The 26148-nt window shown below is 55.6% G+C and carries 24 protein-coding genes and 1 pseudogene; 11 read left to right on the forward strand and 14 right to left on the reverse strand.

Going from position 1 to position 26148, the window contains the following annotated elements; genetic code table 11:
- Nucleotides 1-32: 32 nt before the first annotated feature.
- The 5 genes from ACYZUC_RS03345 to ACYZUC_RS03365 all read left to right on the forward strand — a co-directional run bounded on the left by ACYZUC_RS03345 (nt 33) and on the right by ACYZUC_RS03365 (nt 5217).
- Nucleotides 33-842 (forward strand): NAD-dependent epimerase/dehydratase family protein, encoded by an 810-nt coding sequence (locus ACYZUC_RS03345; protein ID WP_461993534.1) that lies wholly within the window; start codon nt 33-35, stop codon nt 840-842.
- Nucleotides 839-1930 carry a mandelate racemase/muconate lactonizing enzyme family protein gene (locus tag ACYZUC_RS03350; RefSeq protein ID WP_461993536.1) on the forward strand — a complete coding sequence of 364 codons (1092 nt, stop codon included), beginning with the start codon at nt 839-841 and terminating at the stop codon, nt 1928-1930. The genes ACYZUC_RS03345 and ACYZUC_RS03350 overlap by 4 nt, the downstream gene beginning before the upstream one ends.
- Before the next feature lie 89 nt (nt 1931-2019).
- The gene (locus ACYZUC_RS03355; protein WP_461993537.1) at nt 2020-2889 is read left to right on the forward strand and encodes an aldose 1-epimerase; all 870 of its coding nucleotides are present in this window, start codon (nt 2020-2022) and stop codon (nt 2887-2889) included.
- A 49-nt stretch (nt 2890-2938) separates the two neighbouring features.
- A complete protein-coding gene (locus ACYZUC_RS03360) occupies nt 2939-4219 on the forward strand; it encodes an OprD family porin (RefSeq protein ID WP_461993539.1) in 1281 nt (426 codons plus the stop codon).
- Between the two features lie 71 nt (nt 4220-4290).
- Complete coding sequence (locus ACYZUC_RS03365; RefSeq protein WP_461993541.1) at nt 4291-5217, forward strand: alpha/beta hydrolase; 927 nt, start codon at nt 4291-4293, stop codon at nt 5215-5217.
- A gap of 136 nt (nt 5218-5353) precedes the next feature.
- On the opposite strand, the gene ACYZUC_RS03370 is transcribed toward ACYZUC_RS03365, so the two are convergent.
- A complete protein-coding gene (locus tag ACYZUC_RS03370) occupies nt 5354-6217 on the reverse strand; it encodes an SDR family oxidoreductase (RefSeq protein ID WP_461993543.1) in 864 nt (287 codons plus the stop codon).
- Nucleotides 6218-6306: 89 nt separating this feature from the next.
- On the opposite strand from ACYZUC_RS03370, the gene ACYZUC_RS03375 reads away from it, so the two are divergent.
- Nucleotides 6307-6717 carry a winged helix-turn-helix transcriptional regulator gene (locus ACYZUC_RS03375; RefSeq protein ID WP_461993545.1) on the forward strand — a complete coding sequence of 137 codons (411 nt, stop codon included), beginning with the start codon at nt 6307-6309 and terminating at the stop codon, nt 6715-6717.
- 421 nt (nt 6718-7138) lie between these two features.
- Here ACYZUC_RS03375 and ACYZUC_RS03380 read toward each other — a convergent pair whose 3' ends face one another.
- From ACYZUC_RS03380 to ACYZUC_RS03430, 11 genes and pseudogenes are all read right to left on the reverse strand, one after another.
- Nucleotides 7139-8605 (reverse strand): aldehyde dehydrogenase family protein, encoded by a 1467-nt coding sequence (locus ACYZUC_RS03380; RefSeq protein ID WP_461993547.1) that lies wholly within the window; start codon nt 8603-8605, stop codon nt 7139-7141.
- A 63-nt stretch (nt 8606-8668) separates the two neighbouring features.
- Complete coding sequence (locus ACYZUC_RS03385; RefSeq protein WP_461993549.1) at nt 8669-9601, reverse strand: SphA family protein; 933 nt, start codon at nt 9599-9601, stop codon at nt 8669-8671.
- Nucleotides 9602-9930: 329 nt separating this feature from the next.
- Nucleotides 9931-11289, reverse strand: coding sequence for an FAD-binding protein (locus ACYZUC_RS03390; protein WP_461993551.1), 1359 nt, complete (start codon nt 11287-11289; stop codon nt 9931-9933).
- 228 nt (nt 11290-11517) lie between these two features.
- Complete coding sequence (locus ACYZUC_RS03395; RefSeq protein WP_461993552.1) at nt 11518-12285, reverse strand: helix-turn-helix transcriptional regulator; 768 nt, start codon at nt 12283-12285, stop codon at nt 11518-11520.
- A gap of 182 nt (nt 12286-12467) precedes the next feature.
- Complete coding sequence (locus ACYZUC_RS03400) at nt 12468-13958, reverse strand: carotenoid oxygenase family protein (protein ID WP_461993554.1); 1491 nt, start codon at nt 13956-13958, stop codon at nt 12468-12470.
- Nucleotides 13959-14393: 435 nt separating this feature from the next.
- A pseudogene (locus ACYZUC_RS03405) lies at nt 14394-14960 on the reverse strand (alpha/beta hydrolase fold domain-containing protein).
- 26 nt (nt 14961-14986) lie between these two features.
- Nucleotides 14987-15103: an alpha/beta hydrolase fold domain-containing protein gene (locus tag ACYZUC_RS03410; RefSeq protein WP_461993555.1), complete on the reverse strand. Its 117-nt coding sequence runs from the start codon at nt 15101-15103 to the stop codon at nt 14987-14989.
- Between the two features lie 287 nt (nt 15104-15390).
- On the reverse strand, nt 15391-16413 hold the full coding sequence (locus ACYZUC_RS03415; protein WP_461993557.1) for a transketolase family protein: 1023 nt from the start codon (nt 16411-16413) through the stop codon (nt 15391-15393).
- Complete coding sequence (locus tag ACYZUC_RS03420) at nt 16410-17258, reverse strand: transketolase (protein WP_461993559.1); 849 nt, start codon at nt 17256-17258, stop codon at nt 16410-16412. Before ACYZUC_RS03420 ends, ACYZUC_RS03415 begins: the two co-directional genes overlap by 4 nt.
- Nucleotides 17259-17277: 19 nt before the next feature.
- A complete protein-coding gene (locus ACYZUC_RS03425) occupies nt 17278-18579 on the reverse strand; it encodes an MFS transporter (RefSeq protein WP_461993561.1) in 1302 nt (433 codons plus the stop codon).
- Between the two features lie 93 nt (nt 18580-18672).
- The gene (locus tag ACYZUC_RS03430; protein ID WP_461993563.1) at nt 18673-19422 is read right to left on the reverse strand and encodes an SDR family NAD(P)-dependent oxidoreductase; all 750 of its coding nucleotides are present in this window, start codon (nt 19420-19422) and stop codon (nt 18673-18675) included.
- Nucleotides 19423-19608: 186 nt separating this feature from the next.
- Between ACYZUC_RS03430 and ACYZUC_RS03435 the strand changes: the two genes are divergently transcribed.
- Nucleotides 19609-20526, forward strand: coding sequence for a LysR substrate-binding domain-containing protein (locus tag ACYZUC_RS03435; RefSeq protein ID WP_461993565.1), 918 nt, complete (start codon nt 19609-19611; stop codon nt 20524-20526).
- Nucleotides 20527-20913: 387 nt separating this feature from the next.
- Nucleotides 20914-21234 (forward strand): sigma 54-interacting transcriptional regulator, encoded by a 321-nt coding sequence (locus tag ACYZUC_RS03440; protein ID WP_461996809.1) that lies wholly within the window; start codon nt 20914-20916, stop codon nt 21232-21234.
- A gap of 331 nt (nt 21235-21565) precedes the next feature.
- On the opposite strand, the gene ACYZUC_RS03445 is transcribed toward ACYZUC_RS03440, so the two are convergent.
- Entirely contained in the window at nt 21566-22168 is a 603-nt protein-coding gene (locus ACYZUC_RS03445) for a helix-turn-helix domain-containing protein (RefSeq protein ID WP_461993567.1), read from the reverse strand.
- A 161-nt stretch (nt 22169-22329) separates the two neighbouring features.
- On the opposite strand from ACYZUC_RS03445, the gene ACYZUC_RS03450 reads away from it, so the two are divergent.
- Nucleotides 22330-23025: a B3/B4 domain-containing protein gene (locus ACYZUC_RS03450; protein ID WP_461993569.1), complete on the forward strand. Its 696-nt coding sequence runs from the start codon at nt 22330-22332 to the stop codon at nt 23023-23025.
- Between the two features lie 27 nt (nt 23026-23052).
- On the forward strand, nt 23053-23949 hold the full coding sequence (locus ACYZUC_RS03455) for a dihydrodipicolinate synthase family protein (protein ID WP_461993571.1): 897 nt from the start codon (nt 23053-23055) through the stop codon (nt 23947-23949).
- 66 nt (nt 23950-24015) lie between these two features.
- Here ACYZUC_RS03455 and ACYZUC_RS03460 read toward each other — a convergent pair whose 3' ends face one another.
- Entirely contained in the window at nt 24016-24498 is a 483-nt protein-coding gene (locus ACYZUC_RS03460; protein WP_461993573.1) for a DinB family protein, read from the reverse strand.
- 119 nt (nt 24499-24617) lie between these two features.
- Between ACYZUC_RS03460 and thrC the strand changes: the two genes are divergently transcribed.
- A complete protein-coding gene (gene thrC / locus ACYZUC_RS03465) occupies nt 24618-26141 on the forward strand; it encodes a threonine synthase (protein WP_461993574.1) in 1524 nt (507 codons plus the stop codon).
- Nucleotides 26142-26148: the final 7 nt, after the last annotated feature.

Raw genomic sequence — 26148 nt, forward strand, 5'->3', positions numbered from 1 at the left:
GTCGGCGACCGTAACGAATTTGGGAATTTGTCATGCCTACGCTGCTTATCACCGGCGCTGCCGGTATCGTCGGAACCGCGCTGCGACCCTTTCTTCGTCAGCGCTATGCGCTACGCCTGCTTGATCGTAAACCTGTTGAAGGTCTCGTGGCAGGCGAGACGGCGGTGGTCGGTGATCTGACCGACCCGGCCTGTGTGCAACAGGCCGTCAACGGGGTGGATGGCATCCTGCATCTGGCCTGCGCCCACGGCACTGACATTGAGTTCCTCAACACGGTCGAGCCCAATTATCACGCCACCTTGTACCTGTTGGAGGCTGCGCTGCGTCATGGCGTGAAGCGTTTTGTTTTCGCCAGCAGTCATCACGTCCTGGGTCAGCATCGTAGTGACGCCGCCGAGTACTTCGATGACATGCCCGTGGCCCCCGACAGTTATTACGCCTTAAGCAAGGTATTTGGCGAGGCGGCGTGCGCCATGATCTCCCAGCGCAGCGACTTGGCCACGTTCATCGTGCGCATTGGCAATGCCGACCCCAAGGTATCCGATGCCCGTCGCCTGCGCATGTGGACCAGCGCCCGCGACTTGGCGCAATTGCTTTTGATTGGCCTGGAGCACCCGGACGTGCGTCAGGAGATTGTCTACGGCGTCTCAGATAGCCCTAATCCGTTGTTCCACAACAAGCGTGCGCGCGCCTTGGGCTACGCGCCGCAAGATAATGCCGGTGAGCACCTTGCCGAGCATTATCTTCCCTATGAGGCCATGGCGCCGGAAGGGTCGGGCCGCGACCACGTGGGCGGTGCCTATGCGGGTGTGCCGTTGGCCAGTGTCCTGGAGCGCGTATGAAGATCGTCCGTGTCGATACGATAGTGGTGGAGATTCCGTTCCAGGATGGTGGCAAAGGGCAGGGCGGTACGCCTTCTACCTGGCGCACCCTGGAAAACGTGCTGATCCGTCTTGAAGACGAGCAGGGCAATATCGGCTGGGGTGAAGCCTTTGGCTACTTCGTTGCCGACGCGACCAAGGCGCTGATCGATCGTCTGATTGCACCGCTTTTGCTGGCGCGAGACATCACTGATATCCCTGCGTGGAACCTGGATCTGCAGCAACGTCTGCACCTGTTTGGCCGTTATGGGTTGACGCTGTTTGCCATCTCGGGGATCGACATCGCCCTGTGGGACTTGGCCGCTCGCCGTCAGGGCGTGCCGTTGCATCGACTGCTGGGTGAGTCCTGTCGAGACCAGGTGCCGGCGTATGCCAGCCTGGTGCGTTATGGCGACGACAAGATCGCCCCGGCGACCTGCGAGAAAGCCTTGGCGATGGGCTTCACCGACCTCAAGCTGCACGAGGCAACCCTGCACGACATCGCTGCCTGCCGACGCGCCGTGGGCGATTCGGTGCCACTGGCCACCGATGTCAATTGTTCGTGGAGCGTGCAAGACACCCGCGACTGGCTGCCGGCGTTGGCGGATCTCAACCTGGCTTGGCTGGAAGAGCCAATCTTTCCGCCTGAGGACTTCGCCACGCTCGCCAGCCTGCGCGGCCAGGGCGTACCGATTTCCGCCGGGGAAAACTGGTGCACGGCCGTGCAGTTCGAGCAGGCCTTGACGAGGGGGGCGGTCGATTCGATCCAGCCCAGTGTGACCAAGGTCGGCGGCATTTCCGAATGTTTGCGCATTGCCGAATTAGCACGTGAGCACGATGCCGTGGTGCTGCCGCATTGTCCGTACTTTGGTCCCGGGTTGATCGCCACTCTGCACTTAGCGGCGGTCCAGCCTTGGGTCCCCCAGGTGGAGTACCTGTTTGTGGAACCGGCGGACTGGCTGTACCCGGTCGAGTCGCTACGCCAGGGCAACCAGTTACTGATTCCCCAGGATACCGGGCTTGGCGTGGACATTGATCTGCAGGTGATCGAGCGTTTCCGGCGTAGTTGACGTTTCATCCCTTTGTGAATTGATAAACCGTCGTCGCCACGCAACCGGCGGCCGGGTTTGCCGTGCCTGATCCAGGCGCAGGAGGTCCCATGCAACCTGTCGTACTGAGAAATGCCACTTGGACATTGAGTTTGCTGCCCGCCTGGGGCGGTCGTATCGCCGCTCTGCGCGCGAACGGGCTGGATGTGCTGGTGCCGATCGACAGCGAAGGTTTCGATCCGCTGAACTGGCCCAGGGCGGGCGCTTATCCGCTGATGCCGTACTCCAACCGCCTGCGTAACGCGCAACTGAGTTTCAACGGTCGTGTGCACGGCTTGCCGGTCCATCCAGCAACTGCACCCCATACCTTGCACGGCGTGAGTCACACGCTGGCCTGGGACGTGGTCAGCGCAACTGCCGATCAGGTGCTGATTGCCTGTGATTATGAAGGTGAGCATTGGCCGTGGGCGTTTCGTGCCGAGCAGCATTTTGTTTTGCTCGGCAATCGCTTGCGTATCACGTTAGCGTTGACGAACAACGGCGAGCAACCCATGCCCGGCGGACTCGGCTTGCACCCGTATTTCCAGCGCCATCCCGGCCTGCGTGCGCACTATGCGGTCGGCTGTGATTGGGCCATTGATTGCGACTACCTCGTTACTGGTGAGTACCTCGACCAACCGCGCAACATGGTGTTCGAGGCGGACGATGCGCGAGCACTGGCCCATTACCAGTCGCGTTGGGATGGGCATCTGCAATTGGTGTATGACAGCGGTCGGCTCGACCTGCACGCATCGGCACCGCTGAATCATTTCGTCGCCTTCGCCCCGGCAAATGCCACCTACCTTTGCCTGGAGCCGGTGTCGCACCTTGCCGACGCCTTCAACCAGGCGCGTTCAACCTGGCACGACGTGGGCACTCATGAACTGGCACCAGGGCAACGCCTGAGTGCAACCCTTGATTTCACCTGGCACGACACCTGACGTCATCCACTGACCGCTGAATCGACACCCACCATCGAGAACAACAATAATGAAAAGATCCTCACATGAGGCGGGCTTCGCTCGCGCTGCAAAACCTTTGACACTGCTGCTCAGCCTTGGCCCTCTGGCGGCCCAGGCCGATCTGATCGATGACGCTCACGGCAACCTGACCTTGCGCAACTTCTACTACAACCATGACTTGCGGGACTCGACCAAGCCGGCGCAGTCAAAGTTGGAGGAGTGGGCACAGGGTTTCATCTTCAAAGGCGGCTCGGGTTACACCGACGGCACTATTGGTGTCGGTGTGGATGTCTACGCGGGCCTGGGGCTCAAGCTCGACTCGTCGCCTTCGCGCAGTGGCACCGGATTGCTGCCTGGCGCGTACGACCGCGCCGGTGGTCCGCGCAATGCCGATCCACGTTCGGTCGACAATTTTTCCGAGGCCACCGCTGCGCTCAAACTGAAGTATTCCAAGAGTGAACTGAAGGTGGGTGGTCTGTTTCCGAAAATCCCGCTGGTCACTTCCGGGGATTCACGACTGCTACCGCAGTTCTTTGAAGGCGCGATGCTCGACATCCGCGAGTTCGATAATCTCGATATCAGCCTAGGCCAGATGCGCCGCGTCAATCAGCGCGAATTCGCGGGCAGTCGTGAGATTCAGGTGGGCAATTACTACAGCGTGTTCAGTGACTGCTTCAATTACCTGGGCGGTACCTGGCGCATCAACCCGCAATGGACAGCAGGCGCGTGGGGGGGACGTCTGGAAGATGTCTATCAGCAAAACCTGTACACCTTGACCCATACGCACAAGGCAGGTGAGTGGAACCTGTCGGGTACGCTCAATTACCTCGACACCGGTGAGTCCGGCGCTGAACAGGCAGGCAAACTCGACAGCCGCATGACGTCCGGGATGCTCAGCGCCAACCTGCGTGCGCAGACTTTCCGCATCGGTTACCAGTACAACGCCGGTGACAGTGCACTGCCGTTTATTCACGACACCGACCTGCCAGGAGTGGCTAACGCGGTTCAGGTTCTACGTTTCGACCGTGCCCAGGAGCGCTCGTGGCAGGCGCGTTATGACCTGGATTTTGCGCCGCTCGGCGTGCCCGGCCTGACGGCTTTTGCTCGTTATGTGAAAGGCGACAATTTCAAGGTTGCAGGTCAGGACGCCAGCGAATGGGAGCGCAACCTGGATATCACTTATGTGATTCAGGACGGCCCACTGAAAAACCTTGCGCTCCGCTGGCGCAATGTCCAGTTGCACGGGGATGCGACCGGGCGCCGGGATGAAAATCGGGTGATTCTGGCCTATACCTTGCCACTGTTTTAGTAGCCGCAATTGATCACGTTGCCGCACTGCTTACAGCGCGGCAGCTTTGTTTTTTGGAGGTGCATTTAATCATGACTCAATCCTACCGGCTTGATGCCGCCATGCAAGCTTATGTCGAAGCCAGTCAACGCTTCTCCCCAGCAGATGGCAGCCTGGCCGCTCGGCGGGAAGCGTTCTTGCGTGCCTGTCGAGCGTGTACGCCGGCTGCGCCTGACGACTGGCGGATTGATGATCTCCAATGGCAGGGATTGCGCTTGCGATGCTACCGACCCGACGTCATCCCCCCCGTGGGAGGCTGGCCAACACTGCTTTACATCCACGGCGGCGGCTGGGATTTGGGTAGCCTTGATACCCACGACTGGTTTGCATACGCCTTGGGCCAGCGGTTGAAGGTGGCCATCGTCGCGGTCGATTATCGGCTTGCACCTGAGCATGGCTATCCAGCTCCATTGGAGGATTGCCTGGACGTTTGGCATGGACTGCGGCAGGGACTCGTCGATCCTGATCTCAGTACCGAACGCTTGATGGTCATCGGTGACAGCGCCGGAGGTACACTGGCGGCGGGTTTGTGTATGGCCTTACGACGAGATGGACATCCTCAGCCGTTGGCCCAGGTACTGATCTATCCGGTTTTGACAGTTGCACATCAACTTCCATCCATGCAAGAACATGCCAATGCACCGATGATGACAGTGACCGGTCTGGCGAAGTCTCTGGAGGGATTTCTGCCGAATGCGCAAGACCGACTGGACCCATGCGCCATGCCTTTGGAAGCGAAAAACTTTCGTGGGCTCGCGCCGACGTTCGTTGCCGTGGCGCAAATTGATCCCCTGCGAGATCACGGAGTGTCCTATCACGATGTGTTGGCGGCTGATGGCGTGGACACACAATTGCACATCGCGCGAGGCATGGTTCACTCAGGGTTGAGGGCTTTCGGAGCGCCAGTAGTGGAAGCCGCTTGGGATTCCATTGCAATGTTCGTGGAGAACAAACTGTAGCCTCAGCGCTGCCAACGATGCATTCCAAGCCTGCTCTGATCAACTCGCGGCCCTGGTTTGATGTGCTGGATCCATGGGTGGATGCCAGCTTCAGGGCCACTGTCGATTATTAGTAGATATTTAGCTCAGTTGCGAATTACAGGGTTCCACTGCCGCTGCTTTTAAGGGCGGCAGTGACTGCCGCTGAAAGTGAGGTGGTGGTCCTGCCGATCAGCTTCGATAGCTGGTGGCTGTCATCGAAGAGTGCACCCTCAGATGCGCTGACGTCGTACCCAGCGACGGCGCGTGCCAGTGGTTCTGGCAGGCCAAAACCCATTAGTGCATTGGCGTAGTCCGCCTCAGGCAAATTCTTGTACGGAATGTCTTTACCGATTTGTCGTGAGATTTCTGCAGCCAGCTCAGAGAGTGTCCACGCGGTGTCGCCAGCCAATTCGTAAGTTTTGTCCTCATGACCTTCACTGGTGAGCACTACTGCAGCGGCTTGTGCGTAGTCTTCGCGTGTCGCTGCAGCAATCTTGCCAGCCCCTGCGCTGCCAATAAAAGCGCCGCCAGCAAGCGCTCCTGGGATAAAACCAGTGTGATTCTCGGCGTACCATCCGTGACGCATGATGGTGAATTCAAGGCCCGAGCCTCTGAGCTCTGCTTCCGTTTGGCGGTGCTCTGCGGCGAGGCTCAATGATGAGGTGTCTGCATGAAGAAGACTGGTGTAAACGATGCGTTTCACGCCTGCTTGCTTTGCCGCATTGATGACGTTTCGATGCTGCTCCACGCGCTTGCCGATTTCGCTTGATGAAATCAAAAGCAGCGTGTCAACTCCCGTGAGGGCCGTAACAAGTGTCTCAGGCTTAGAGTAATCTGCTGTTCGAGCCGCTACGCCCAGCTCGCTTGCCTTGGTCGGGTTGCGAACGAGGGCGACGATATCGGACGCTGGTACTTTCTGTTTGAGTTTCTCAACAACGAGTCGGCCGAGTTGGCCGGTCGCACCGGTGATGGCAATCATGAAGAAGCTCCTTGTACAAAAAATGTGTGCGCAGGCAGAATATTGGCCTGGCAATCTTTTTGTAAGTACGCACCTGAAGGTAAGTATGTATGTCTGATTCTGTTCCTTATGAAGTCATTGAGCGGCCCACGACCGTGGCTAACCAATTACGTGAGGGGCAGCTGTTTGACGCAGGCTGCCCTTTAAGGATAATCCTTCAACACGTCACGAGCCGTTGGGGTGTATTGGTACTGGTAGCGTTAATTGCAGGCACACACCGCTTTAGCGATCTGCGTAGAAAGATTGGAGGTGTAAGCGAAAAGATGCTTGCGCAAACACTTCAGTTCTTGGAGCACGATGGATTCGTTATACGTAAATCATATCCGGTAGTGCCACCTCATGTTGAGTATAGCCTTACCCCTATGGGCCTTGAGGTGGCGCGCCATGTGGAAGTTCTCGCAGATTGGATTGAAGCTAATCTACAAAAAATTATGAATGAACGTCGTTCGCGGCAAGACTAATAGGCACCTTTCTTAAAACTTTTACTCATAAGATAAATGTGTTGTTTTTTAGCTTGTGAAAAAACTGACCCTCAGCCCTTAATATGCTTGAGCGGAATAAACCGTTTTTACTTCACTGCATACATCTATATCCGCGTCTGTGGTCGAAACTACCAAATTATGCTCTTGATACTATTATCTGGGATTAAAGAGTGCTCTCTAAGGCGCATGCACACTGACGGGTTTGGACTTCAGCGTTGTTCCTTACTCCTGCGTCGAGCGAACATAGGTGATGCCTGTGGCCCACACCTACGCCTGGATGATCACCTGAATGTCTCACCGCCGGAGACCTGCTATCGCCAAGGGCGCTGGGTACACAAAACCCAGGTTGAGCACAGCACCTGTTCGGTGCCGCGCGCGTGGACTTGGGCAAGGTGGGTAATCAGAACGGGTAGGCGCGCGGTTCGCTTTGAACCGTCACCCACTGGGTGGTCGTGAATTCGTTGATCGCCCATTCGCCGTTGAAACGGCCGATGCCTGAGTTTTTCTCGCCACCAAAAGGTACGTTAGGCGCATCGGCTACAGGAATGTCGTTGACGTGCGCCATGCCTGATTCAATCCGTCGAGCGAAACGCACACCCCGAGCCAAGTCCGCGGTAAACACCGCAGCTGATAGACCAAACTCTGTGTCATTGGCTAACAACAATGCGTGCTCCTCGTTGTCAGCGCGCAGGATGCCGACAATCGGCCCGAAAATCTCTTCCCGAGCCAGGGCCATTTCAGGCGTGACATCCACAAAGACATGGGGGGGGAACAACTGGCCCTGTGGCGCTCCACCCAGCAACAGCCTGGCGCCTTCTGCCTTGGCCTGCTCAACTTTGAGCAGGTGGCCTTGTAACTGTTTGACGTTTATCACTGGGCCGACGGCCGTGTCTTGGTCCTTGGGATCACCAACTTTGAGGCTGCGGACTCGCTCAATGAAGCCGGTGATAAACGCGTCGTACAGGGGGGCCTCGACAATGATGCGATTGATGGCCATGCAAATCTGTCCCTGATGCAGAAACTTGCCAAATACTGCGGCTTTCACTGCCTGCTCCAGGTCTGCGTCGGCCAGCACCACGAATGGGTTGTTACCACCCAACTCAAGGACCACGTGCTTCAGATGTGCACACGCTCCGACCTGCTGTGCAATATTCTGTCCTACAGGGGTTGAGCCGGTAAATGAGATCAGCCCTGGTGCCGAATGGCGCACGAAGGGACCGCCAATTTCGTTCCCGGCACCTACTAAGACACTCAGCACTCCGGGCGGCAAACCGGCTTCCTCAAACACTTTGGCCAGGAGCAAACCTCCCGATATTGGCGTGTCACTGGCCGGCTTGATGACGACTGCGTTGCCAAGAGCCAAGGCCGGAGCCAGCGACCGTTGGGTAAGGTGGAAGGGGAAATTCCATGGGCTGATCAGGCCAACCACGCCGAGGGGTTTGCGGTATATCAGGCTCTCTTTGTGGGGAATGTCCGATGCCACTATTTGTCCATGCGCGCGATTGGGGAAGCTTGCAGCTTCCAGGGTGATGGCGCGAGCGGAATGCAGCTCAATTTCGGCCTTGATCCGCGTACTGCCCGATTCGCGGATGATCCAGCCAACCAGCTCTTCATGACGCTCATCAAGAATTTGAGCCGCACGCAGCAACACTGCCGAGCGCGCACTGGGTCCCTGTGCAGCCCAATTTCTTTGCGCCTGGCGGGCAGCTTCGTAAGCTTGGTCCACGTCCTTTTCGTTCGCCATGGTGATCTCACACAGCAGCTGCTGGTCGAACGGATCAGTGACACTCAGGATGCTTTTGGCCGAGCCTTCTCGCCATTGACCTGCGATGGGTTGCAGATGGAATTCTGAGTATGCTTGGGGCATGGGACTTTCCTTTCGTGAGTACGGTGGGTAATGTTCAAGTTTTGAACACGCCGGTAATGGGGGTCAGAATGGCACATTGAATTTCATCAGGGTCTTGTCGCCACCGAAACGATTCCTGACGTTGTACTCATGGTTCCACTGCAGGCTTACGGAGATTCCTGACTTTGTCTGGTAGGTCGCGCTCGGGCCTATAGCGAATACTTGTCCTCTGCGTCCCTTGGAAGTGAATGGGGTGGCGGGCACTGCTGATCCATCGATTTCGTCGTCGTTAATTTGCTTCACCCAATAACCTGAAATACCGATCCCCATGGGGCCGAAGCGCTTTCCAATCAGGTAGTCGACATGGAGCTCGTCACCTGAGTGGTAGTCGACTGACTGAGTTTTGGGAGCGCGCTTGTAATCGTGATTCGTGGCATTCAGAAAGTAAGCAAGCCTGGTTGAAAACTCCCATCCGGTATCACTCAGGTAGGTATAAGCGAGAGAGGGCTCTACGCTCCAGTATCCAGTCCCTACACTTTCTTGTGGGCGGCCTGCTCTGTAATAACCCGTGGGAAGGTTTATCCCCAGCCCGGCCACCCAGCTCGAGTTATTGTGGCGCCAAGTATTAGCCAATCCCAGGGTCAAATCGCCGAAGCGGGTTCCAGACACTCCTCCAGCAGGGGATTGGGACGACGTGTGCACTGTAGGTTGAATCAGATGCCACGCAAAATTTCCTCCGAGAATGTCGAGATCAGTAACATGCGCTATCCGGAATGCGTTGAACCAGGCGTGGATGGAGCTTGGAGCCTTTCTTCCGTTGCCGTCACGCAGATCGCCGGAGTAGTACCCCAGGTAATCGATAAAATAAACGCCTGGAGGAGGCGTCACCCCCGCCATCCAAGTTTCTGAACCGTAGGGATACCAATCCGCGCCTTCCTTCGCTTGAACTGCTCTTGAAAACAGTGCTATTGCAGTAAGGGCTAATAGGAAACAAACGCTCTTTTTTATATTGGTCATTATTATTGTTCTCTTATTATTAGAAAGTGCACGCCACGCGTTAGCGTCGACTATCAGTTGGTTGCTACCGACGGCGTCTCGCTTATTCGGGGGATCTTGGTCAGTTGAGCAACTCCCACCGGCGCTCAGAATAGGTGTGGGGCGGGGTCGCATCTGTCATCAGCTCTGCTGACATGTTGTTCGCACAAGAGCCCAACTGAACCCGACCTATGGTGTAGAACCAGGAACAACGCAGATTTTCAGTTATGTAAGATCCGCAGGAAGAACGGCAGGCGCCCACTCGATATCAGCTTGCAGTTCCTCTTGGGCATTCACCTCTTTGGCACCTTTCAGAAAACGCTACGCGCCTTGTCCAATGTGCCTTGGGGGTCGTATTTGTGCTTGGCGGCCTCGAAGGCCGGCCACACATCGCCGAAATGTGCTTTCCATTCGCTTTTGGAGTAATCAACGGCACTAACCGGATCTACAGCTCCGTGAGGGTGGGCGACGGCTGACTGTTCGAACAACTGGCGGTTCTGCGAGAGTGTTTCAGCAATCCGCACATGATCGGCAGCGTCGACACATAGGAAATGGGCAACGACAAATAGCCACTCTGCATCCGGCACCCTCGGCAATGGAGTACGCGAGACCGCAGTCGGCACAGGGTAGGTGACGATCAGATCAAACGGGCCGGCCTTCGAAGCATCCATATTGTCGACCAGTTGGTCGATGAGATCGGTACTGAGGTTCTGAGAGGTCATGGTTGACCACCAGGGATGAGCGTGCGGCGTCTCGGTAGGTCGGCACGCAAGCGTCTTGACGTCGCCAAGGCGTGTGACAAACTCAGCGTAGGTCGAGTCAATCCGGGAAGTTGCGCCCACTGCGCCATGCAAACCGCGCAGCGCAAACTCTTCGTCAGGCTCCCCTGTGTCATGGAATATCGATATTTCCATCAGGCATTCCCATCTGCCGCGCGGTGCAACAATCAGCCCTTCCGCTGCGTCAACACGCTGTTCTTTCACCAGGTTCAGCAGATCCTCTTGCATGGTTGCAACATCGGGATAAGGAATTTGGAGGCGACGAACCCACTTGGGCGCTGCAATCAAGCGAAGGGTGACACGCGTCATCACCCCGACTAATCCCATTCCCCCCAGGACAGCATAGAAAAGGTCGGCTTCTTTTTCGGGGGAGCAATGGTGGAGCTTGCCATCCGTGGTTATGACTTCAAGTTCGAGCACGTTGTCGACCTGGAGGCCGTGGCGGAAGGACATTGCGCCCATCCCTCCCCAGGAAAGCGTGCCTCCTACGCTCAGGTCTACAAAATCTGTTAGCACGGGAGGGGTCAGCCCATGCGCGATTGTCGCTTCTATTACAGAGGTCCAAGTAGCGCCCGCATCGACGATGCATCGGTCTTGTTCAACCTTGTGCACTTTATTGAGCCCTGACATATCAATTAGCACACCGCCAGGGCGCACAACAGTATGTCCGTAGACCGATCGTCCCAACCCTCTGACTGTGACTGACAGTCCCTGCTGTTCGGCCGCTGTCAGTACCAGTGCGATGTCGTGTGCGGAGTGCGGCTGCAGTACCGCGCAGGGGACTTCTGAAAGAATATTGCCAAGGTCTGTGGCCAACCGTTGTCGGGTTGCAAAATCTATACACAGTCTGCCTTCGAGATCAGGCAATTGCACAGCTATCATGTCGTTCATAATTGAAACTCTTTGAAAGTGATAAGGCAGGGGAGGCGCCTTCAAAGAGTAAGGAAAACGTACGACCACTTAAGTAATCAGCTCAGATGGCATAGCTCGGTCAGCGCAGGCTGAACAACGCATTGACTGACTATTTGAGTTGATTAGTATGATTGCGCAATGGGTCGGTCGCCTGCGACCTATCTGTCAGGCACGCGAGGTCGGCTGTATGGACGGTATCCAAAGTCACTAGATGAGGTGGGCAAGCAGCTGCGCAGCGCTATTGATACCGAGTCGCTCGTAGGCGCGCCGACGATAGGTCAGAACGGTAGCTGGAGTGATGTTGAATTGCATGGCGATCTCCCGCGAGTTCCTTCCCAGCATTGTGAATGCACAAACGCTACGCTCGCGGGGCGTCAGGGTTGGGAAATGTTCGGCCAGTTTTGTCTCCAAACGTGCGGCAGAGTTTAGTCCTAGATTCTGTAGTTCCCAATCGGGTAGCTGAAAGTGGCGTCGTGCAACAGGAAAAGCGGCGACCGAGAATCGCATCAGCTCTGCGAGCATACGATCGTCGGGTGTATCGCAGGTCAGAAAGAAATTGATCATCGACCACCCATTCGGGTTAGTGCGCACGAACGACACTCGTGAACGAAAGCCGGGTTCGTCAAAGTGGTTCCAACGCAGCCAGGTGTCCTGGATTCGCGAGGCTTGATCAACCCTTACGAGCATCAATCCGGGTGAGTGTTGGGTACGTAGCTCCTGAATCAGCGGGTCATGTTTGTGGTGATGCAGCGCATAACTCTTGGCGCGCTGTAAGCTGTCTGCCCTGCGGCCGTAAGAGCCGAACGGATTGAGTGAAGCATCGACTAAGTAACCGGAGATCTCTTCTACCGGCACAAGCATGTTCACTGCGCTCAGCATCGCAAAATCCATGTTCGGCGTGCCAATGCTGTCGATGAGATGCGCAAGCCATCCCATTTCCACACTGGCTATGTCAGGAACTGTGACCCATGCCATCATCGTCTCCCTGCGCCATTTGATTGTACTTATTTGGCGTTCTTGCTGAGTCTAGCCTTATTTTTAGCTGTTTTGACTGGATCTTGGAAGCGAGTGGATAGCTGACATAATGACCACCGCGCAAATCGAAGTGGTCATCAGAGGGAGGGAGTAGCGGCCTAATCTGCCGTGGCCAAGATTAATCAGGCGCGCGCCGTACGCATGGCAACTGCGATGTCGATTTCTTCAGTCGTCACCCAATTTCCGTGAAAGGCAGGCCGGAAGTGGAATGGCACATGAACCGTGGCAATCGGCCCCTGCGCAATGTTCATCGCTTCGAAGACCAGGTAAGCATTGCCTTGCCCCTCGATCCGGAAGGCCGGGGCGATTATAAAACCGTCCCCCTCGGCGCTTTCTGGCTGGCGCGGCACGAACAGCGGCTCACCCAGTGCCCAGCGATCGTCTGTCCAATAGGTATCCAATTCGCCCGTCAGTTCATCACGCCGTTCGATGCCATTGAAGCTTACAACCGACAACAGGTGTGGAACCGAAGGGCGACGGAAATCCTTACGCAGCCACCAAGCATAGCGGTGCCGAATCGTTTCGACGCGAGGGTCAATGCGCGGAAATTCGATGAACAGATCGTCATCGATCAGATCGATTTCCTCGATTCGGTCTTTGGTGTCACTCAGGTCCATCGACCAGTTGACGATCTTGATGGTGCCGTTTTTCCACTCTGTGGGCGGTTCTGCAGCATCGGCTGGAGGAAACATCGGTGGGGACTCCGGAGAGGCCATGGTTGCTTGCAGTATGATTCGCCCGTCTTCTTCCCAGGCATTGACGAAATGCATGGCGAAACGCGCAGGCCCTTTGAACCAGCGCGGTTCGCTGCTGCCGTCGCGCGGTAATACGCCAATGTAGCTGGGTTTGGTGCTGTCCCACATGTAATACGGTGCGCCCTTTTTTACCCTTTCCGGGAATGTCACGGCGGGCGAGACAGGGAAGAGTGCGTAGTGCTCGGTTGCAAACCAATCATGCATCAGGCAAGGGTAGGGGGCTTTGAACCAAGTTTCCCGCGGTACTCGGCCATCGGCATTCACTGGCAGGAAGACCACGTCGTTGCTTCCTATTCCCTTGGCTTGATACCCGAACATCAGCAATTCGCCTGTCCGTGCGTCGGGGTGTGGATGAGCGGTGACCACTGGGCTAGTAATTGTGCCTTCGGCATTCCACTTTCCGATGGTCTCCAGCGTCAGTGGATCAATCTCAATCGGAAGTGCATCTTCCTTGAGTGCCAATAGACGGTTGGCGTGGAACACGACATTGGTATTGGCTGTGCCGCGATCCACACCAGCAACGCTGGGGTCATCTGTGTAGGGGTTACGATAGGCACCGAACAATGATCGACCGGCTTCTTCCTCTGCCAAGAAACGGTCAGTGCGTACGTATCGGCTGCGAAAACTGGCGCGCTTGTTCTGGATACGTAGCATGGTGATCATTCCGTCGCCATGCACGATGGTGTCGTCGCCAAGCATCGGTGGAAACCGATTGTCTGGCCCGGCACGGTACAGTGCACCGTTCAATTGAGGAGGTAATTCGCCTTCTATCTCTAGATCAACGATGTCAGCCTCAACACGCGAAGGACTCATAACTCCGGAGAAGACAGGCGAATTTTTTGGGAAAACGTGGCTCATGTCAGCTATTCCTGCAATGGTTTATTTTATTTTGTAGGCTGGCCATGAACAGCGTACATGTCGAATGTTGTAACCATCTGTCATCAGCTCCGATGACAGATGGTGTGCCATTAACCTCCAGGTTTTTGGGCAACGGGCTGATTCTGAAGCTGCAGGACATCAGCGAGAAATAGCGCTGGTCGGCGTGGCTACGTTAGCCGGAAATTTTTATTAGTCCATGACTGGATTGTGTGGGGCTGATGGTTACAGCGCTGTCGTCGATGCCAATCTGGTCAACCTGCATTCGTGCTGCGTAGGTGGGTTGAATGGTTTTGCTACGACTGTAAATAGCTACGGTGGCGTTGCGAGATATCGCAGCTCGCATCCAGAACGATATGTCTGCTCCAGGCGCTTTTTTCTGGAATGAGCACAAATGGGGTCATCTGATGCAATCGATCATGCTGTCCACATTTTTCCAAGCGCGGCTGCCACGTCGTTCCGGCATTGTTCGGTAACCGAGCCAGGATACTGATCGAACATATGCGGTACGCCTGGGTAAACGTGAAGCTCTATGGGCACGCCTGAGCGCGACAGCTTTAACGCGAAGTCGACGTCTTTCTCCAAAAACAAATCCAAGGCGCCAACCCCTATAAAGCTTCGCGGCAGTCCCCGCAGATCAGACGCAAGGGCTGCGGAAAACAGGAATGCTTGTCTGTCGTCGAGCTCGTATGACCCTTGCATGCATTGCCAGCAAAACTGGTTCGCTTCCCGCCCTCAACTTAACCTTCCCGTGGTGGGGTTATCAGAAGGGGCGGTCGCTGAGCCAGTTCTGTGATCGAGCATTGGATAAATCATCACCAGGCCTGCTACCGAGTGCTGGGCCCTCTCACGAACGAGCAGCGCCAATGCGGCAGCCAGTCCGCCGCCTGCGCTGTGGCCCAGGATCACTACTCTTTGCGTATCCAGGCCAAGAGCGGGGCCCTGGCGGAACAGCCAGCTCAGCGCCGTATAGCAGTCTTCCAGAGGAACAGGAAAGGGATGCTCCGGCGCTAGCCTGTAATCGACTCAACGATCACTGCTTTCAGTTCGTTAGCGAGATCTGCCAGGTAGTCGTCGGCCATCTCTGGACTTCCCAGTACAAAACCTCCTCCGTGCAGGTACAACATGGCAGGCAGTGTCTGACCTTCAATCGGTTGGTCGGGTCGATAAATACATAGACGAACCCTGGCAGTGCTTGCAGCGTCCGTTGTCCAGCGCTGTTCGCAGTGCGCCGGCCGGGATGTTGCATAGCCCGCACTGATTCAGCTTCGGATGCCGGGGAGGGTGGCGAGTGTCCATTCACTGGAAGGTTCTTCCAGGAAAAACATGTAAGAAGGGTCGAGCAGCCTGTCAGTGCCCAATGGTCGTGCCTCCTTGCGAGGGGGCGCAATCAGCCCCCTGCAGCTTTAGACGTTTATAACCAACCCTTGATTTGCGCACACACGGCCTGAGTAGAAATACCGTAGCGATCGTGCAGCGTAGGGAGCGCGCCAGCATCGAGGAACGCGTCCGGTAGAGCGATCTGCCTGAACATCGGCGTAACCCCGTTACGCAGCAACACTGTTGCCACGGCTTCGCCCAATCCGCCTATGATTGAGTGGTTTTCCGCGGTGACCACCAACCGTCCCGGCCTTCTGGCCTCAGCCAGAATCGTTTGCTCATCCAAAGGCTTGATAGTGGGTACGTGCAGCACCGCGACATCCACGCCATCAGCTTGAAGTTCTTTGGCCGCTTCCAGGGCGCGCATCGTCATCAAACCGGTGGAGATGATCAAAACCTCGTTCCCCGTACGCAGGGTTTTGGCTTTGCCGATCTCGAATTTGTAGCCATATTCGTCAAGCACCAGCGGTACGTTGCCGCGCAGCAAACGCATGTAGACCGGCCCTTGATGCGCTGCGATGGCGGGTACCGCCTGTTCGATTTCCAGTGCATCGCAGGGGTCGACGATCATCAGATTCGGCATTGCGCGGAAGATCGCCAAATCATCGGTTGCCTGGTGGCTTGGGCCGTATCCTGTGGTCAGTCCTGGCAGACCGCAGACGATTTTGACATTGAGGTTTTCTTCCGCAATCGCCATGCAGATGAAGTCATAGGCGCGGCGCGAAGCGAAAACCGCGTAAGTGGTCGCGAAGGGGACGAAGCCCTCCCGGGCCATACCCGCTGCCGCGCTCATCAATAATTGTTCCGCCATTCCCATCTGGTAGAAACGCTCGGGATGCGCCTTCGCGAAGATGTGCAGGTCGGTGTACTTGGACAAGTCAGCGGATAAACCAACGATATCCGAGCGCTGATCCGCGAGTGCTGCCAACGCGTGGCCAAATGGAGCGGATCGGGTGGCCTGACCTTCAGCAGCAATCGAGGCAATCATCGCGGAGGTCGTCAGCTTTTTCTTCACGATCACGGGCGCCTGAGCCGTAGCGTTATTTGCGTTACTCATACAGTTTTCCCTTCTTCGAGGTTGTTCAGGGCCACATCCCATTCATGCTCATCCACGCGGATGAAATGCGTCTTTTCACGGGTTTCCAGGAACGGCACGCCTTTGCCCATTTTGGTATCGCAGATAATGACTCTGGGCTGAGCGGCTGGATGACTGCGGGCGGCATCGAACGCTTTAACCAAGGCGTCCAGATCGTTGCCGTCTACGCGTTGGGTGAACCAGCCAAAGGCTTGCCACCGGTCAACAATAGGTTCAAAAGCCAACACCTCACTGGAATGCCCATCGGCTTGCTGATTATTGACGTCGACGATGGCGATAAGGTTGTCGAGTTTCCAGTGCGAAGCTGACATCACGGCTTCCCAGGTGGAGCCTTCATTCAGCTCGCCATCCGATAAAAGGTTGTAAACGAAAGAGGCGGATTGTTTGCGCTTCAAACCAAGGCAGGCACCCACCGCAATCCCCAGTCCTTGGCCAAGCGAGCCACCGGTGATCTCCATGCCTGGGGTGTATGCGGCCATCCCGGACATGGGCAGACGGCTATCGTCTGAGCCGTAGGTTTCAAGTTCATCCAGGGGAATGATTTGAGCCTCAATCAAAGCGGCATATAACGCGATCGCGTAGTGACCGATGGAGAGGTAAAAGCGATCGCGCTGTTCCCACTCAGGATCTTCAGGCTTGTAGTTCAACGCGTGGAAGTACGACACCGCCAGCAGGTCTGCCGCGCCCAATGCCTGACCGACATAGCCTTGACCCTGAACTTGACCCATGCGCAAAGCATGGCGGCGAATGTTATGTGCGCGCTGCACCAGAGTGGTGGACGACGCACGAGATGGATTGGCAGTCATGGGGGAATTCTCCGTTAACTCAACGATTGACCGAAGCGGCGGGGATGCGCAGCACCAAACAGGCGCCGATGCACAGCACGCCGGTAATCAGGTACATGCCAATGGCGCTCGAACCGGTCGTGGTGGTGATCCATCCAATCAGAAACGGCGAGCAGAACCCCGCAAGATTGGCAAAGCTGTTTATTCCGGCGATCCCCGCAGCCGCGGAGACTCCACCGAGCAATGTAGTAGGCAACATCCAGAACAACGAAGAAGCGCAAAGGACACCCGCCGCCGCGAGGCAGAGGCTCAATATCGACAGAGCCAGGTTACCTCCGAACATCGCAGCCATCGTGAGACCAATGGCCCCGGCAATCATGGGTCCAACCAAATGCCAGCGGCGCTCCTGATGCTTGTCCCCGCTACGACCCATGAACACCATTGCTACGATGGCGCACATGTAGGGAAGGCTGGTGAGTAAGCCGATGTGCATCGGATCGGAAACCCCGGCGTTGCGGATAAGCGTCGGCAACCAAAAGGTGATCGCGTACTGGCCCATGACCACGCAAAAGTATATGCAGGCAAGGATCCATAGGCGGCGGTCTCGCAAGAATGCACCGACCGATGCATGGGAGACTTTGCGGCTGTTGTCCTCGGCCAACTCCTCGCTGACCAGCGTCTTTTCTTCATAAGTCAGCCAGGTCGCCTGGTGAACGCCATCTTTGAGGTAAGCCAGCACCATCAGGCCAACGATGACGGTGGGAATGGCTTCAAGCACAAACATCCACTGCCAGCCCGCCCAGCCATGAAAGCCTGCAAACTTGGTCATGATGTAGCCTGAAAGAGGCCCGCCGATCATTCCAGACAGTGGGATGGCGATGAACCACAGGACGGTCATTTTCGCGCGGCGGTAGGAGGGGAACCAATAAGTGAGGTAGAGCAGCAGACCCGGTGCGAGACCTGCTTCGGCAATACCGAGCAGAAAGCGCAACGTATAAAACTGCCAGGCCGTTTCGACGAAGGCGAAGAGGGCGGAGATGATGCCCCAGGAGATCATGATGCGCGCAATCCAGCGACGGGCGCCGACCTTGTGAAGGATGAGGTTGCTCGGCACTTCGCAGAGGAAATAGCCAAGAAAGAACACGCCGGCACCAAGCCCGTATACGGTCTCGCTCAGGGACAGGTCATTCATCATCTGAAGCTTTGCAAACCCGACGTTTACCCTGTCCAGGTAAGCGCACAGATAGCACAGCATCAAAAAAGGCATCAATCGCCAGGCAGTTTTGCGATACGCGCTTGAGCGCACTGTGGACACAGCGTCGAGCGTCATGGTGGTCATCATGATGGTCTGATCTCTTGTTTTTATAGAACGTCAGGCATGTGGCCCGACGTATCTTCGATCCAGAACTTAAAGGGCTGTAGGTGATCGCACCTGTCAGTGGATCAACATGCCGCCGTTTACATCCAGCGTGATTCCGGTGAGGTACGAGGACAAATCACTGGCGAGAAACAGTGCCGCGTTGGCAACATCTTGCGCCGCCCCCAGCCGGCCCAGCGGGATGCTTTCAATGATCGCGTGGCGGCGATCGTCCTGCATCAGGCCGCCGGTGATGTCGGTATGAATCAAACCGGGCGTAATGGAGTTGACCCGGATGTTGTCAGCGCCGAATTCCCGTGCCATTGCCTTGCCCAATCCAAGCACACCGGCTTTCGCTGCGCTGTAGTGTGGGCCGCCAAAAATGCCGCCGCCGCGCTGAGCGGATACGGACGACATGCAGACGATGCTGCCTGAGGACTGAGTGCGCATGATGGGAATGACAGCCTGTGACATCAACAGCGTGCCGCGCAGGCTCACATCCAAGACCTTGTCGTAATCGCCAGGGCGGATATCCAGGGTCTTGATCGGCTGCGTGATGCCGGCGTTGTTGATGAGTACGTCGATACGGCCGTACTGTTCGACGACCTTGGCAACGGCCGCTTTGACTTGAGTTTCGTCTGCGACGTTGGCAGCCAGACCCAGATGGCCTTCGCCGAGGGCGGCCGCGGCGTCACAGGCAGCGGATTCGTCGAGATCCAGGATCACCACACGGGCGCCCTGGTTAGCGAAGGTAACAGCAGTTGCGCGGCCGATACCACGTTCCGATGCAGCGCCAGTAATGATGGCGACTTTTCCTTGAAGAAGCATAAGGGATACCTCTGATTGTTTTTATGGTTCGATTCAGCGATCGATGAGTCAGAGTGGTCCCCGTCGACATGCCGAGCAATAACGCAAACGTCACTGTTACATGAATAAAATTCAACACTCGTCAATTCAAACCGCAGATGGTTGAATGGGGCTGCCCGGGTATGACCAAAACAATAGGCTGAACTGATGCGCCAGGACGATACCGCTTCATCCAATCTGCCACCGCTGAGAGCAATTCAAGCCTTCGAGCAGACAGCCCGTTTCGGTAACCTGGCAAGGGCGGCCGAAGTGCTGGACCTCACGCCCTCAGCGATCAGCCATCAACTAGCCAAGCTGGAAGTCATGATTGGTCGACAATTGTTTGTGCGGGCGGCGCGTGGGGTGACGCTGACACCGGTCGGTGAGCAGTATTTGAAGGACATTTCCGGGTTGTTGCAGAGCTTGGAAGTCGCCACAGAGCGTGCAGCGAGTGACGTCAGTCTGGATTGCCTGCGGCTGCATTCCTCCCCCAGCTTTGGATTGCTCTGGCTTATGCCCCGTTTGGAGTCATTCCGCATGACCAACCCGGACATCCAGATCAATTTGTCATGCTCCTACGAGTCGCTGCATTTCAGCCAAGACAAGATTGATGTCGATATTCGCCACGGCCGGCCTAATTGGCCCAGCTACGAAGTGCGCACCGTGCGCAACGAAAGCTTCGCTGTGCTGGCCTCACCGAAGTTGATCTCACGCTGCTCGGTCGAAAACGCAGCTGATCTACTGGCAGAGGACCTGATCCTTTCCGAAGCGACCTTGCTCAGGTGGCCTGAGTGGTTCGCGCAGCATGGTCTTGCGCGCCCCGAAAAACCTTATGCCTTAAGCTTTGATCGGTCCTACATGAGCCTGGAAGCGGCAAGCCACGGCTTGGGATTTGCCCTCGAGAGTACGCTGCTGGCGCAAAAGTACCTCGCCAGCGGTTCGCTGGTTGAGGTCGCCCCCGAAGCATTGAGTTCTCCGGTGGCCGCCCACCATTTGGTCTTTCCGAAAGCGCACTCCAGTTTTCCTAGAGTCAGACGATTCCTGGAATGGATGGAAGGAGAGCTAGGGCATAGCTTCGTATTTTAACCAGTCCTAGTAATTGACTGAAGTGAGTCAGGCGGCCACGGAACTTAACTCATGCGTTGAGCGAGGTAGCTGTTCTGGTTTCGTTGAGGTGAGCAAGGCGCCTTGAATGTTCCGTCAAACTATCAAGCAGGCAAGTAGATTTCAGCTTTCATGAACGTGATTGCTTTGCCCTAGATTCCGAATCGGAGGAGATCTCCCCGGAGTGGTCAACGGCGGGGGGGCGATGTGCTGCTGCAGTCGATCCTGGCCAAGGCGGGGGGCTGAAGGCGGGGCCGGTTCCGATCAATGGAAAGACAGGCGGCGCGGAGCTGTTGGCGCGTTGTATCTTTTCCGCCAGCGGACGCCACCGCGCCTTCGTTGCGGTAATGCGCGGGGATCAGCGAGTATCTGGCCGAGAGCGAGTTCTTCGACCGCGAGGCCGGTTCGTTCTCCGGTGCGGTCGGGCGACGCGCCGGTAGGTTCGAAGAGGCACATGGCGGCACCCTATTCCTCGACCGGATCGGCGACCTGACGTTGTCGCAGCGGGTGAAACTGCTGCGGGTCTTGCTGGAGCAGGAAGTGGTGCGTATCGGTTCGCGCAAGCCGAGCGAGATCGATATATGCCCGCTCACCGCGACCAACGTCAACCTGGAGCAGGTGGTCGAGACCGGCAACTTCCGCCTCGATCTGTTCTATTGCATTAACACCATCCAGGTGGCGTTCTGTTAATGCAGGAACAGCTGGTAGACATCCTGTCGCTAGGGGGGCACTTTCGTGAACTCTACAGCGTGCGCCTAATCCGCGAGCTGGAAAATGTCGTGCACCTGGCCTTGTTGAGCCGGGCGAACGCCATAGAGGCTGAGGTGCGAGCTTTTCGATCAACGCACCCTCGACCATACCACCCTCATTGACGTCGAACTCCCGGCAGAGGGCAAAAAATCACGAGAAATGGCAGTGAGATGGCTCTGCCTAGCGCCGGAAGTATGTTGACGAACCTCGCACTTTGCCAGAGCACCAACCGATAGAATATTCACCAGCGCTGATGAGCTTGAGGGCTCGTTTACTGGTGTATTTCAGTGACCGACATGGTGAAGACTAGCCTGGACCTACCTGCATTGGCGTAGGAGTGCGGAACGTCTGTTTTCGCCACTGCAGAGCTACCTGATGGGATGATTAATTCTGTTTCCCCGACAATACATTTCAGCGTCCCTTTCTCCACATGGAACAATTCAAGCGTGCCCTGAGGATGCCCTTGTGACGAAAAGGATTCACCTGGACACATTTCCCAGCGCCACAGTTCGATCATGTTGGGGCCTGTCGTTCCTGCAAGAAGCCGGGCTGTCCCACCCAGATCACCGGTCCAGAGAGTAGGGATCTCCTGACTGTCGATAATGTGGGCAGCAGGGGCGTCCGTCACATTGACGATGTCTGCAACAGAAAGCCCCAACGCTGCGGCGATTTTGCAAAGGATGCCAATGCTCGGGTTAGCCGTACATTTCTCAATTTCGACGACCATTCCTTTACTCACGCCTGAGCGACGGGATAGCTCATCCAACGTGATTTTCTGATTCTTTCGTGCGTGTTTGAGCGTTCGCGCAACTGCCAGGCTCACAGTCTGAGCATCAGCGCCAGGCGCGGTCGATATACCGGTATTTATGGTCATTGTTGATGATCATGAGAAAAAGTTGAAAGGGATTCTCGACGCTTGCCGCTAGTGTCGTCAATCTGCTCAGTAGTTATGTCTGATCAGTCAGGTCGATATATTGACTTTTTTGGTCGCCAGTGGCTAGCATGAAACGACATGTGGATCACTGGAGATTTTTGATGCTGTCCGTACTGCCGTTAATTGACCAAACCGTTGCAGAGCTGGCACCGGGCTTCAGGGCGCTGAGCATCGTAGTGCGGGCTGCGCCCCTCACCAACCCTGGCGTTGCTCAAGAGGCCTTGGATCGCGCTTGCCTGTCAGTGTTGTCAGATGGACCCGGCTGGGGAGAAGCCCATCTGGCAGCATGGGCAGAGACCTTTCGAAAATTCGGGGCTAAGCCGCAACGTACGCCTTGCTCAGCCGAAGCGTTGCGCAAGCGGGTTTTACGTGATGGCAGCTTGCCGAGCCTGGATCCCATAGTTGATCTCTACAATGCCATCAGTATCGAGTATGCGATTCCAGTAGGCGGGGAAAACATAGACGCCTATGTGGGCTCGCCTCAGCTCGTGGTCGCAGATGGCACTGAGCCTTTTGACACCATGAAAGAAGGTGCTCCAGCTTACGAGTATCCAGACGCCGGCGAAGTGGTATGGCGTGACGATAATGGCGTGACATGCCGTCGTTGGAATTGGCGGCAAGGTGTCAGAACACGGCTGAGTGCTGATGCAAAACACATGTGGTTCATTCTGGAAAGTTTGCCGGCAATGCCTCTCGAAGCGCTGACGGAAGCAGGTGACAAGCTTATCGAAGGCTTGCAACTGATGATGCCAGGCATTCAGATTGAGAGCTCACTGATTGGTCCTGGAGCCAATTAGTCAACAAACGAAACCTTGGAGTCATGAATGATGTTTACCGGCCTTAGTGCATTTCCTTTGACGCCTATGAATGAGCAAGGTGTGGATGAAAATGCGTTTACTCGTCTTGTTGAACAACTGGCAGCAGCGAATGTCGACTCCATCGGTGCACTCGGTTCTACCGGAAGCTATGCGTATCTTTCTCGGGCTGAGCGCTCTCGAGTTGCTCAGTTGGCAGTAGAAGCAGCGGGCAATGTGCCTGTCATGGTCAGCATTGGATCGCTACGCACGCGTGACGTGCTATTACTGGCCGAGGAGGCACAAAAGGTGGGGGTCAGAGCCTTGTTGCTGCCACCTGTTTCCTATCAGAAGCTATCTGCGGAAGATGTCTTTTCATTGTATGAAACGGTCACGGCCAATATCTCAGTTCCGCTATGTGTCTATGACAATCCCGGTACCACCCATTTCGAATTTACTGACGAGCTGCATGGACGCATTGCCGAGTTGCCGAATGTGAGCTCAATCAAAATCCCTGGCGTTCCCGAGGCGCCATATCTTGCCAAGGCACGCGTGGATCGTCTTCGAGAGCTGGTTCCGAACCACGTTACGATCGGGGTGAGTGGTGATGTGTTTGCAGCTGTCGGCATGAATGCTGGCTGCGACGCCTGGTACTCCGTCATGGGAGGGCTGTTTCCCAAGACGGCGCTAGCGATTACGCGAGCGGCATTGTCTGGTGATGCCCATGAGGCCACACGCCTTTCTGAGTGCTTAAAGCCACTCTGGTCGTTGTTCAGGCAATTTGGAGGTAGCTTTCGTGTCGTGGCGACTGCCGCAGAGCTTCGTGGATTTACCCAGCATCCAAGCGTGCCCCTGCCGCTCCGAACGATAAGTGGTGAAGGGCGTAAGCAAATTGCCTCGGTGATCGACGAGCTCGAACTGAACTGAACCTGGCTTCTTACATAGAAGGAGGACGCCTGCCCACCATGCTCCATGAGGCAGGCGAACAGGTTACTAGCGTTTCAAAAACGTTGTGAAGTGGTCCTTGTGATCCTGCAGGATCTCGCGTGGCAAGATAGTTCCGATACCCCCTCGATGTTGCAGACCATGGGAAAGCACATGCGCCAGGATTTGCTCCTTCGTCATGTTGCCTGGCTTCCCGTCCTTGAAAATAAACGCCACTGGATCAGACAACTCCATTGCGGTGACTGATTTGGTGTACTCAACAAACCATTGATTCGCTATGGAAAATTGTTCTTCTAGCTGAGTCAGGTTCGGCGGTTGGTCAGTCACGACGGAGTCAAATTCGTCTGGGTTTCCTTGCAGTCTGGCGATAAACAGCTGATCAACAATGTTGATGTGGCTGAGCCAGTACGTCGCTTTCGCCATTTCGTCTGGATAGGATTTCGCCGCCGGGGCTTTCAAGCATTTGAATAGCTCCTCCTCAGACCATGCCTTGTACTGGTAAAGCGAATGCAGAAGGTTCTTGGCACACATGGTGTTCTCCCGGATTTCTAAGCTGACAGATGTCTTGTGCTATTCGATGAGGTAGCGCCGAAGGCCTCTTTGCGTATGGCTGAAAAAAGTGCCATTGGACAAATGGAATAGTCACTATATTGACTTTTATAGTCAATGGAAGGAAGCTGGATGGCAAGCGATTTAAATCGTCGCATTGGATTTCAGCAGAGCACCGCCAGAGAGGCGGCTGGCTCAAAGATTGCGAGAGGGTGTCTCAGATTATGAAATACGTCAGCACGCGGACCCCTGGCAAAACATTCGAGTTCAGTGACGTGCTCATGGGCGCGTATGCACCGGATGGAGGGTTGTTCGTCCCTCTCAAGGTTCCTCGCTTCAAAAGTGAGGATCTCTCCAGACTGGAATGGCTTCCTTTCCATGAACTGGCACGCCATGTGATTGAGCCGTTTATGGGTAGCTGGATCCCTCAAGATCAGCTGTCTCAGATTCTCGAGGAGACGTTTGACTGCTTCAAAAGCAAAGCGGTTGCACCGCTTTACCAAACGGCGAGTAATGAGTGGATATTGGAATTGTTTCATGGGCCAGCAGGCGTCTATCAGGACTTTGGTCTCCAATTGATGGCTCGCCTGGTTGAGCACGGTTTACTGAAATCTGGAAAGAAAGCGCTTGTTGTAGGTTGCACCGGTGGAGACACAGGCGCTGCTGCTATAAAAGCTTTCTCTGGTATGCAAGGTGTGACCGTCATTGTGCTGCATCCCTCCAGAGGAATAACGGAGGAGCATAGACGCCGCTTATTGAGTGCGAATGAAGAAAACATAGTAAATGTTGCTGTCGAAGGGGATTACTCTGATTGTCATCGCCTCTGCGAACAGTTCTTCAAGCACAATAACGAAACGCAGCAGCTGTTATCGTTCAATTCCGTGAATTGGGTTCGAGTGCTTGCACATCTTTCCTTCTATTTTTATTCAGCGCTTCAACTAGGGGCGCCTAACAGAGAAGTTGCCTTCAGCGTACCCACCGCGAATTTTGGTGCGCTGTATGCGGGCTATATTGCCAGGGAAATGGGGTTGCCGATCCGGCAATTGATCGTGGCCACCAATGCCAATGCGGGGTTGCATAACTTTCTCCAAACTAATCTCTACAGTCGTAATAAAATTCGCATTACCAATACTCCTAGTATGAACGTTTCACTGGCCTCGAATTTTGAACGCTTGCAATGGAGTATTCTTAACCGGTGCGGAGAAAAAGTAGCCCGAAATATGGAGTTATTAGAGGGCGAGGGTACGATTCAGTTAGAGCAAGATGAATGGTTGGAGGCGCGTAAACTTTTCGACTCTCTGGCCGTGGAAGATTCGGATGCTTTCAGGAGCATTCATGAGGTGTTTGCGCAGAGTGGTTATCTGGTCAGTCCCAACACCGCAATTGGCCTGCGAGCTGCTCGTGTCAGCAGGCGCAGCTTGCTTATTCCGATGATCTGTCTGGCGACAACACACCCATCGAAGAGTGCTGCAGTGATTGATGAATCAGACGCGCTGGGTGTCATCAAAGGGATCGGTGCTCCTCCTAGACCCGATTATAGATGTGTTTCAATTCCTAACGATGTTGGCGCACTTAAGCAGCTCATCGGGACGTTGTCCACAGACACGGAGTCTCGCTCGTTATAAGTTTGGA

This window comes from Pseudomonas sp. GT1P32 (assembly GCF_054897805.1).

Bases quoted from the DNA above. Each gene is read 5' to 3' on its own strand.
- ACYZUC_RS03345 (WP_461993534.1), top strand. From the start codon at position 33: ATGCCTACGCTGCTTATCACCGGCGCTGCCGGTATCGTCGGAACCGCG.
- ACYZUC_RS03350 (WP_461993536.1), top strand. From the start codon at position 839: ATGAAGATCGTCCGTGTCGATACGATAGTGGTGGAGATTCCGTTCCAG.
- ACYZUC_RS03355 (WP_461993537.1), top strand. From the start codon at position 2,020: ATGCAACCTGTCGTACTGAGAAATGCCACTTGGACATTGAGTTTGCTG.
- ACYZUC_RS03360 (WP_461993539.1), top strand. From the start codon at position 2,939: ATGAAAAGATCCTCACATGAGGCGGGCTTCGCTCGCGCTGCAAAACCT.
- ACYZUC_RS03365 (WP_461993541.1), top strand. From the start codon at position 4,291: ATGACTCAATCCTACCGGCTTGATGCCGCCATGCAAGCTTATGTCGAA.
- ACYZUC_RS03370 (WP_461993543.1), bottom strand. From the start codon at position 6,217: ATGATTGCCATCACCGGTGCGACCGGCCAACTCGGCCGACTCGTTGTT.
- ACYZUC_RS03375 (WP_461993545.1), top strand. From the start codon at position 6,307: ATGTCTGATTCTGTTCCTTATGAAGTCATTGAGCGGCCCACGACCGTG.
- ACYZUC_RS03380 (WP_461993547.1), bottom strand. From the start codon at position 8,605: ATGCCCCAAGCATACTCAGAATTCCATCTGCAACCCATCGCAGGTCAA.
- ACYZUC_RS03385 (WP_461993549.1), bottom strand. From the start codon at position 9,601: ATGACCAATATAAAAAAGAGCGTTTGTTTCCTATTAGCCCTTACTGCA.
- ACYZUC_RS03390 (WP_461993551.1), bottom strand. From the start codon at position 11,289: ATGAACGACATGATAGCTGTGCAATTGCCTGATCTCGAAGGCAGACTG.
- ACYZUC_RS03395 (WP_461993552.1), bottom strand. From the start codon at position 12,285: ATGGCATGGGTCACAGTTCCTGACATAGCCAGTGTGGAAATGGGATGG.
- ACYZUC_RS03400 (WP_461993554.1), bottom strand. From the start codon at position 13,958: ATGAGCCACGTTTTCCCAAAAAATTCGCCTGTCTTCTCCGGAGTTATG.
- ACYZUC_RS03410 (WP_461993555.1), bottom strand. From the start codon at position 15,103: ATGTTGTACCTGCACGGAGGAGGTTTTGTACTGGGAAGTCCAGAGATG.
- ACYZUC_RS03415 (WP_461993557.1), bottom strand. From the start codon at position 16,413: ATGAGTAACGCAAATAACGCTACGGCTCAGGCGCCCGTGATCGTGAAG.
- ACYZUC_RS03420 (WP_461993559.1), bottom strand. From the start codon at position 17,258: ATGACTGCCAATCCATCTCGTGCGTCGTCCACCACTCTGGTGCAGCGC.
- ACYZUC_RS03425 (WP_461993561.1), bottom strand. From the start codon at position 18,579: ATGATGACCACCATGACGCTCGACGCTGTGTCCACAGTGCGCTCAAGC.
- ACYZUC_RS03430 (WP_461993563.1), bottom strand. From the start codon at position 19,422: ATGCTTCTTCAAGGAAAAGTCGCCATCATTACTGGCGCTGCATCGGAA.
- ACYZUC_RS03435 (WP_461993565.1), top strand. From the start codon at position 19,609: ATGCGCCAGGACGATACCGCTTCATCCAATCTGCCACCGCTGAGAGCA.
- ACYZUC_RS03445 (WP_461993567.1), bottom strand. From the start codon at position 22,168: ATGACCATAAATACCGGTATATCGACCGCGCCTGGCGCTGATGCTCAG.
- ACYZUC_RS03450 (WP_461993569.1), top strand. From the start codon at position 22,330: ATGCTGTCCGTACTGCCGTTAATTGACCAAACCGTTGCAGAGCTGGCA.
- ACYZUC_RS03455 (WP_461993571.1), top strand. From the start codon at position 23,053: ATGATGTTTACCGGCCTTAGTGCATTTCCTTTGACGCCTATGAATGAG.
- ACYZUC_RS03460 (WP_461993573.1), bottom strand. From the start codon at position 24,498: ATGTGTGCCAAGAACCTTCTGCATTCGCTTTACCAGTACAAGGCATGG.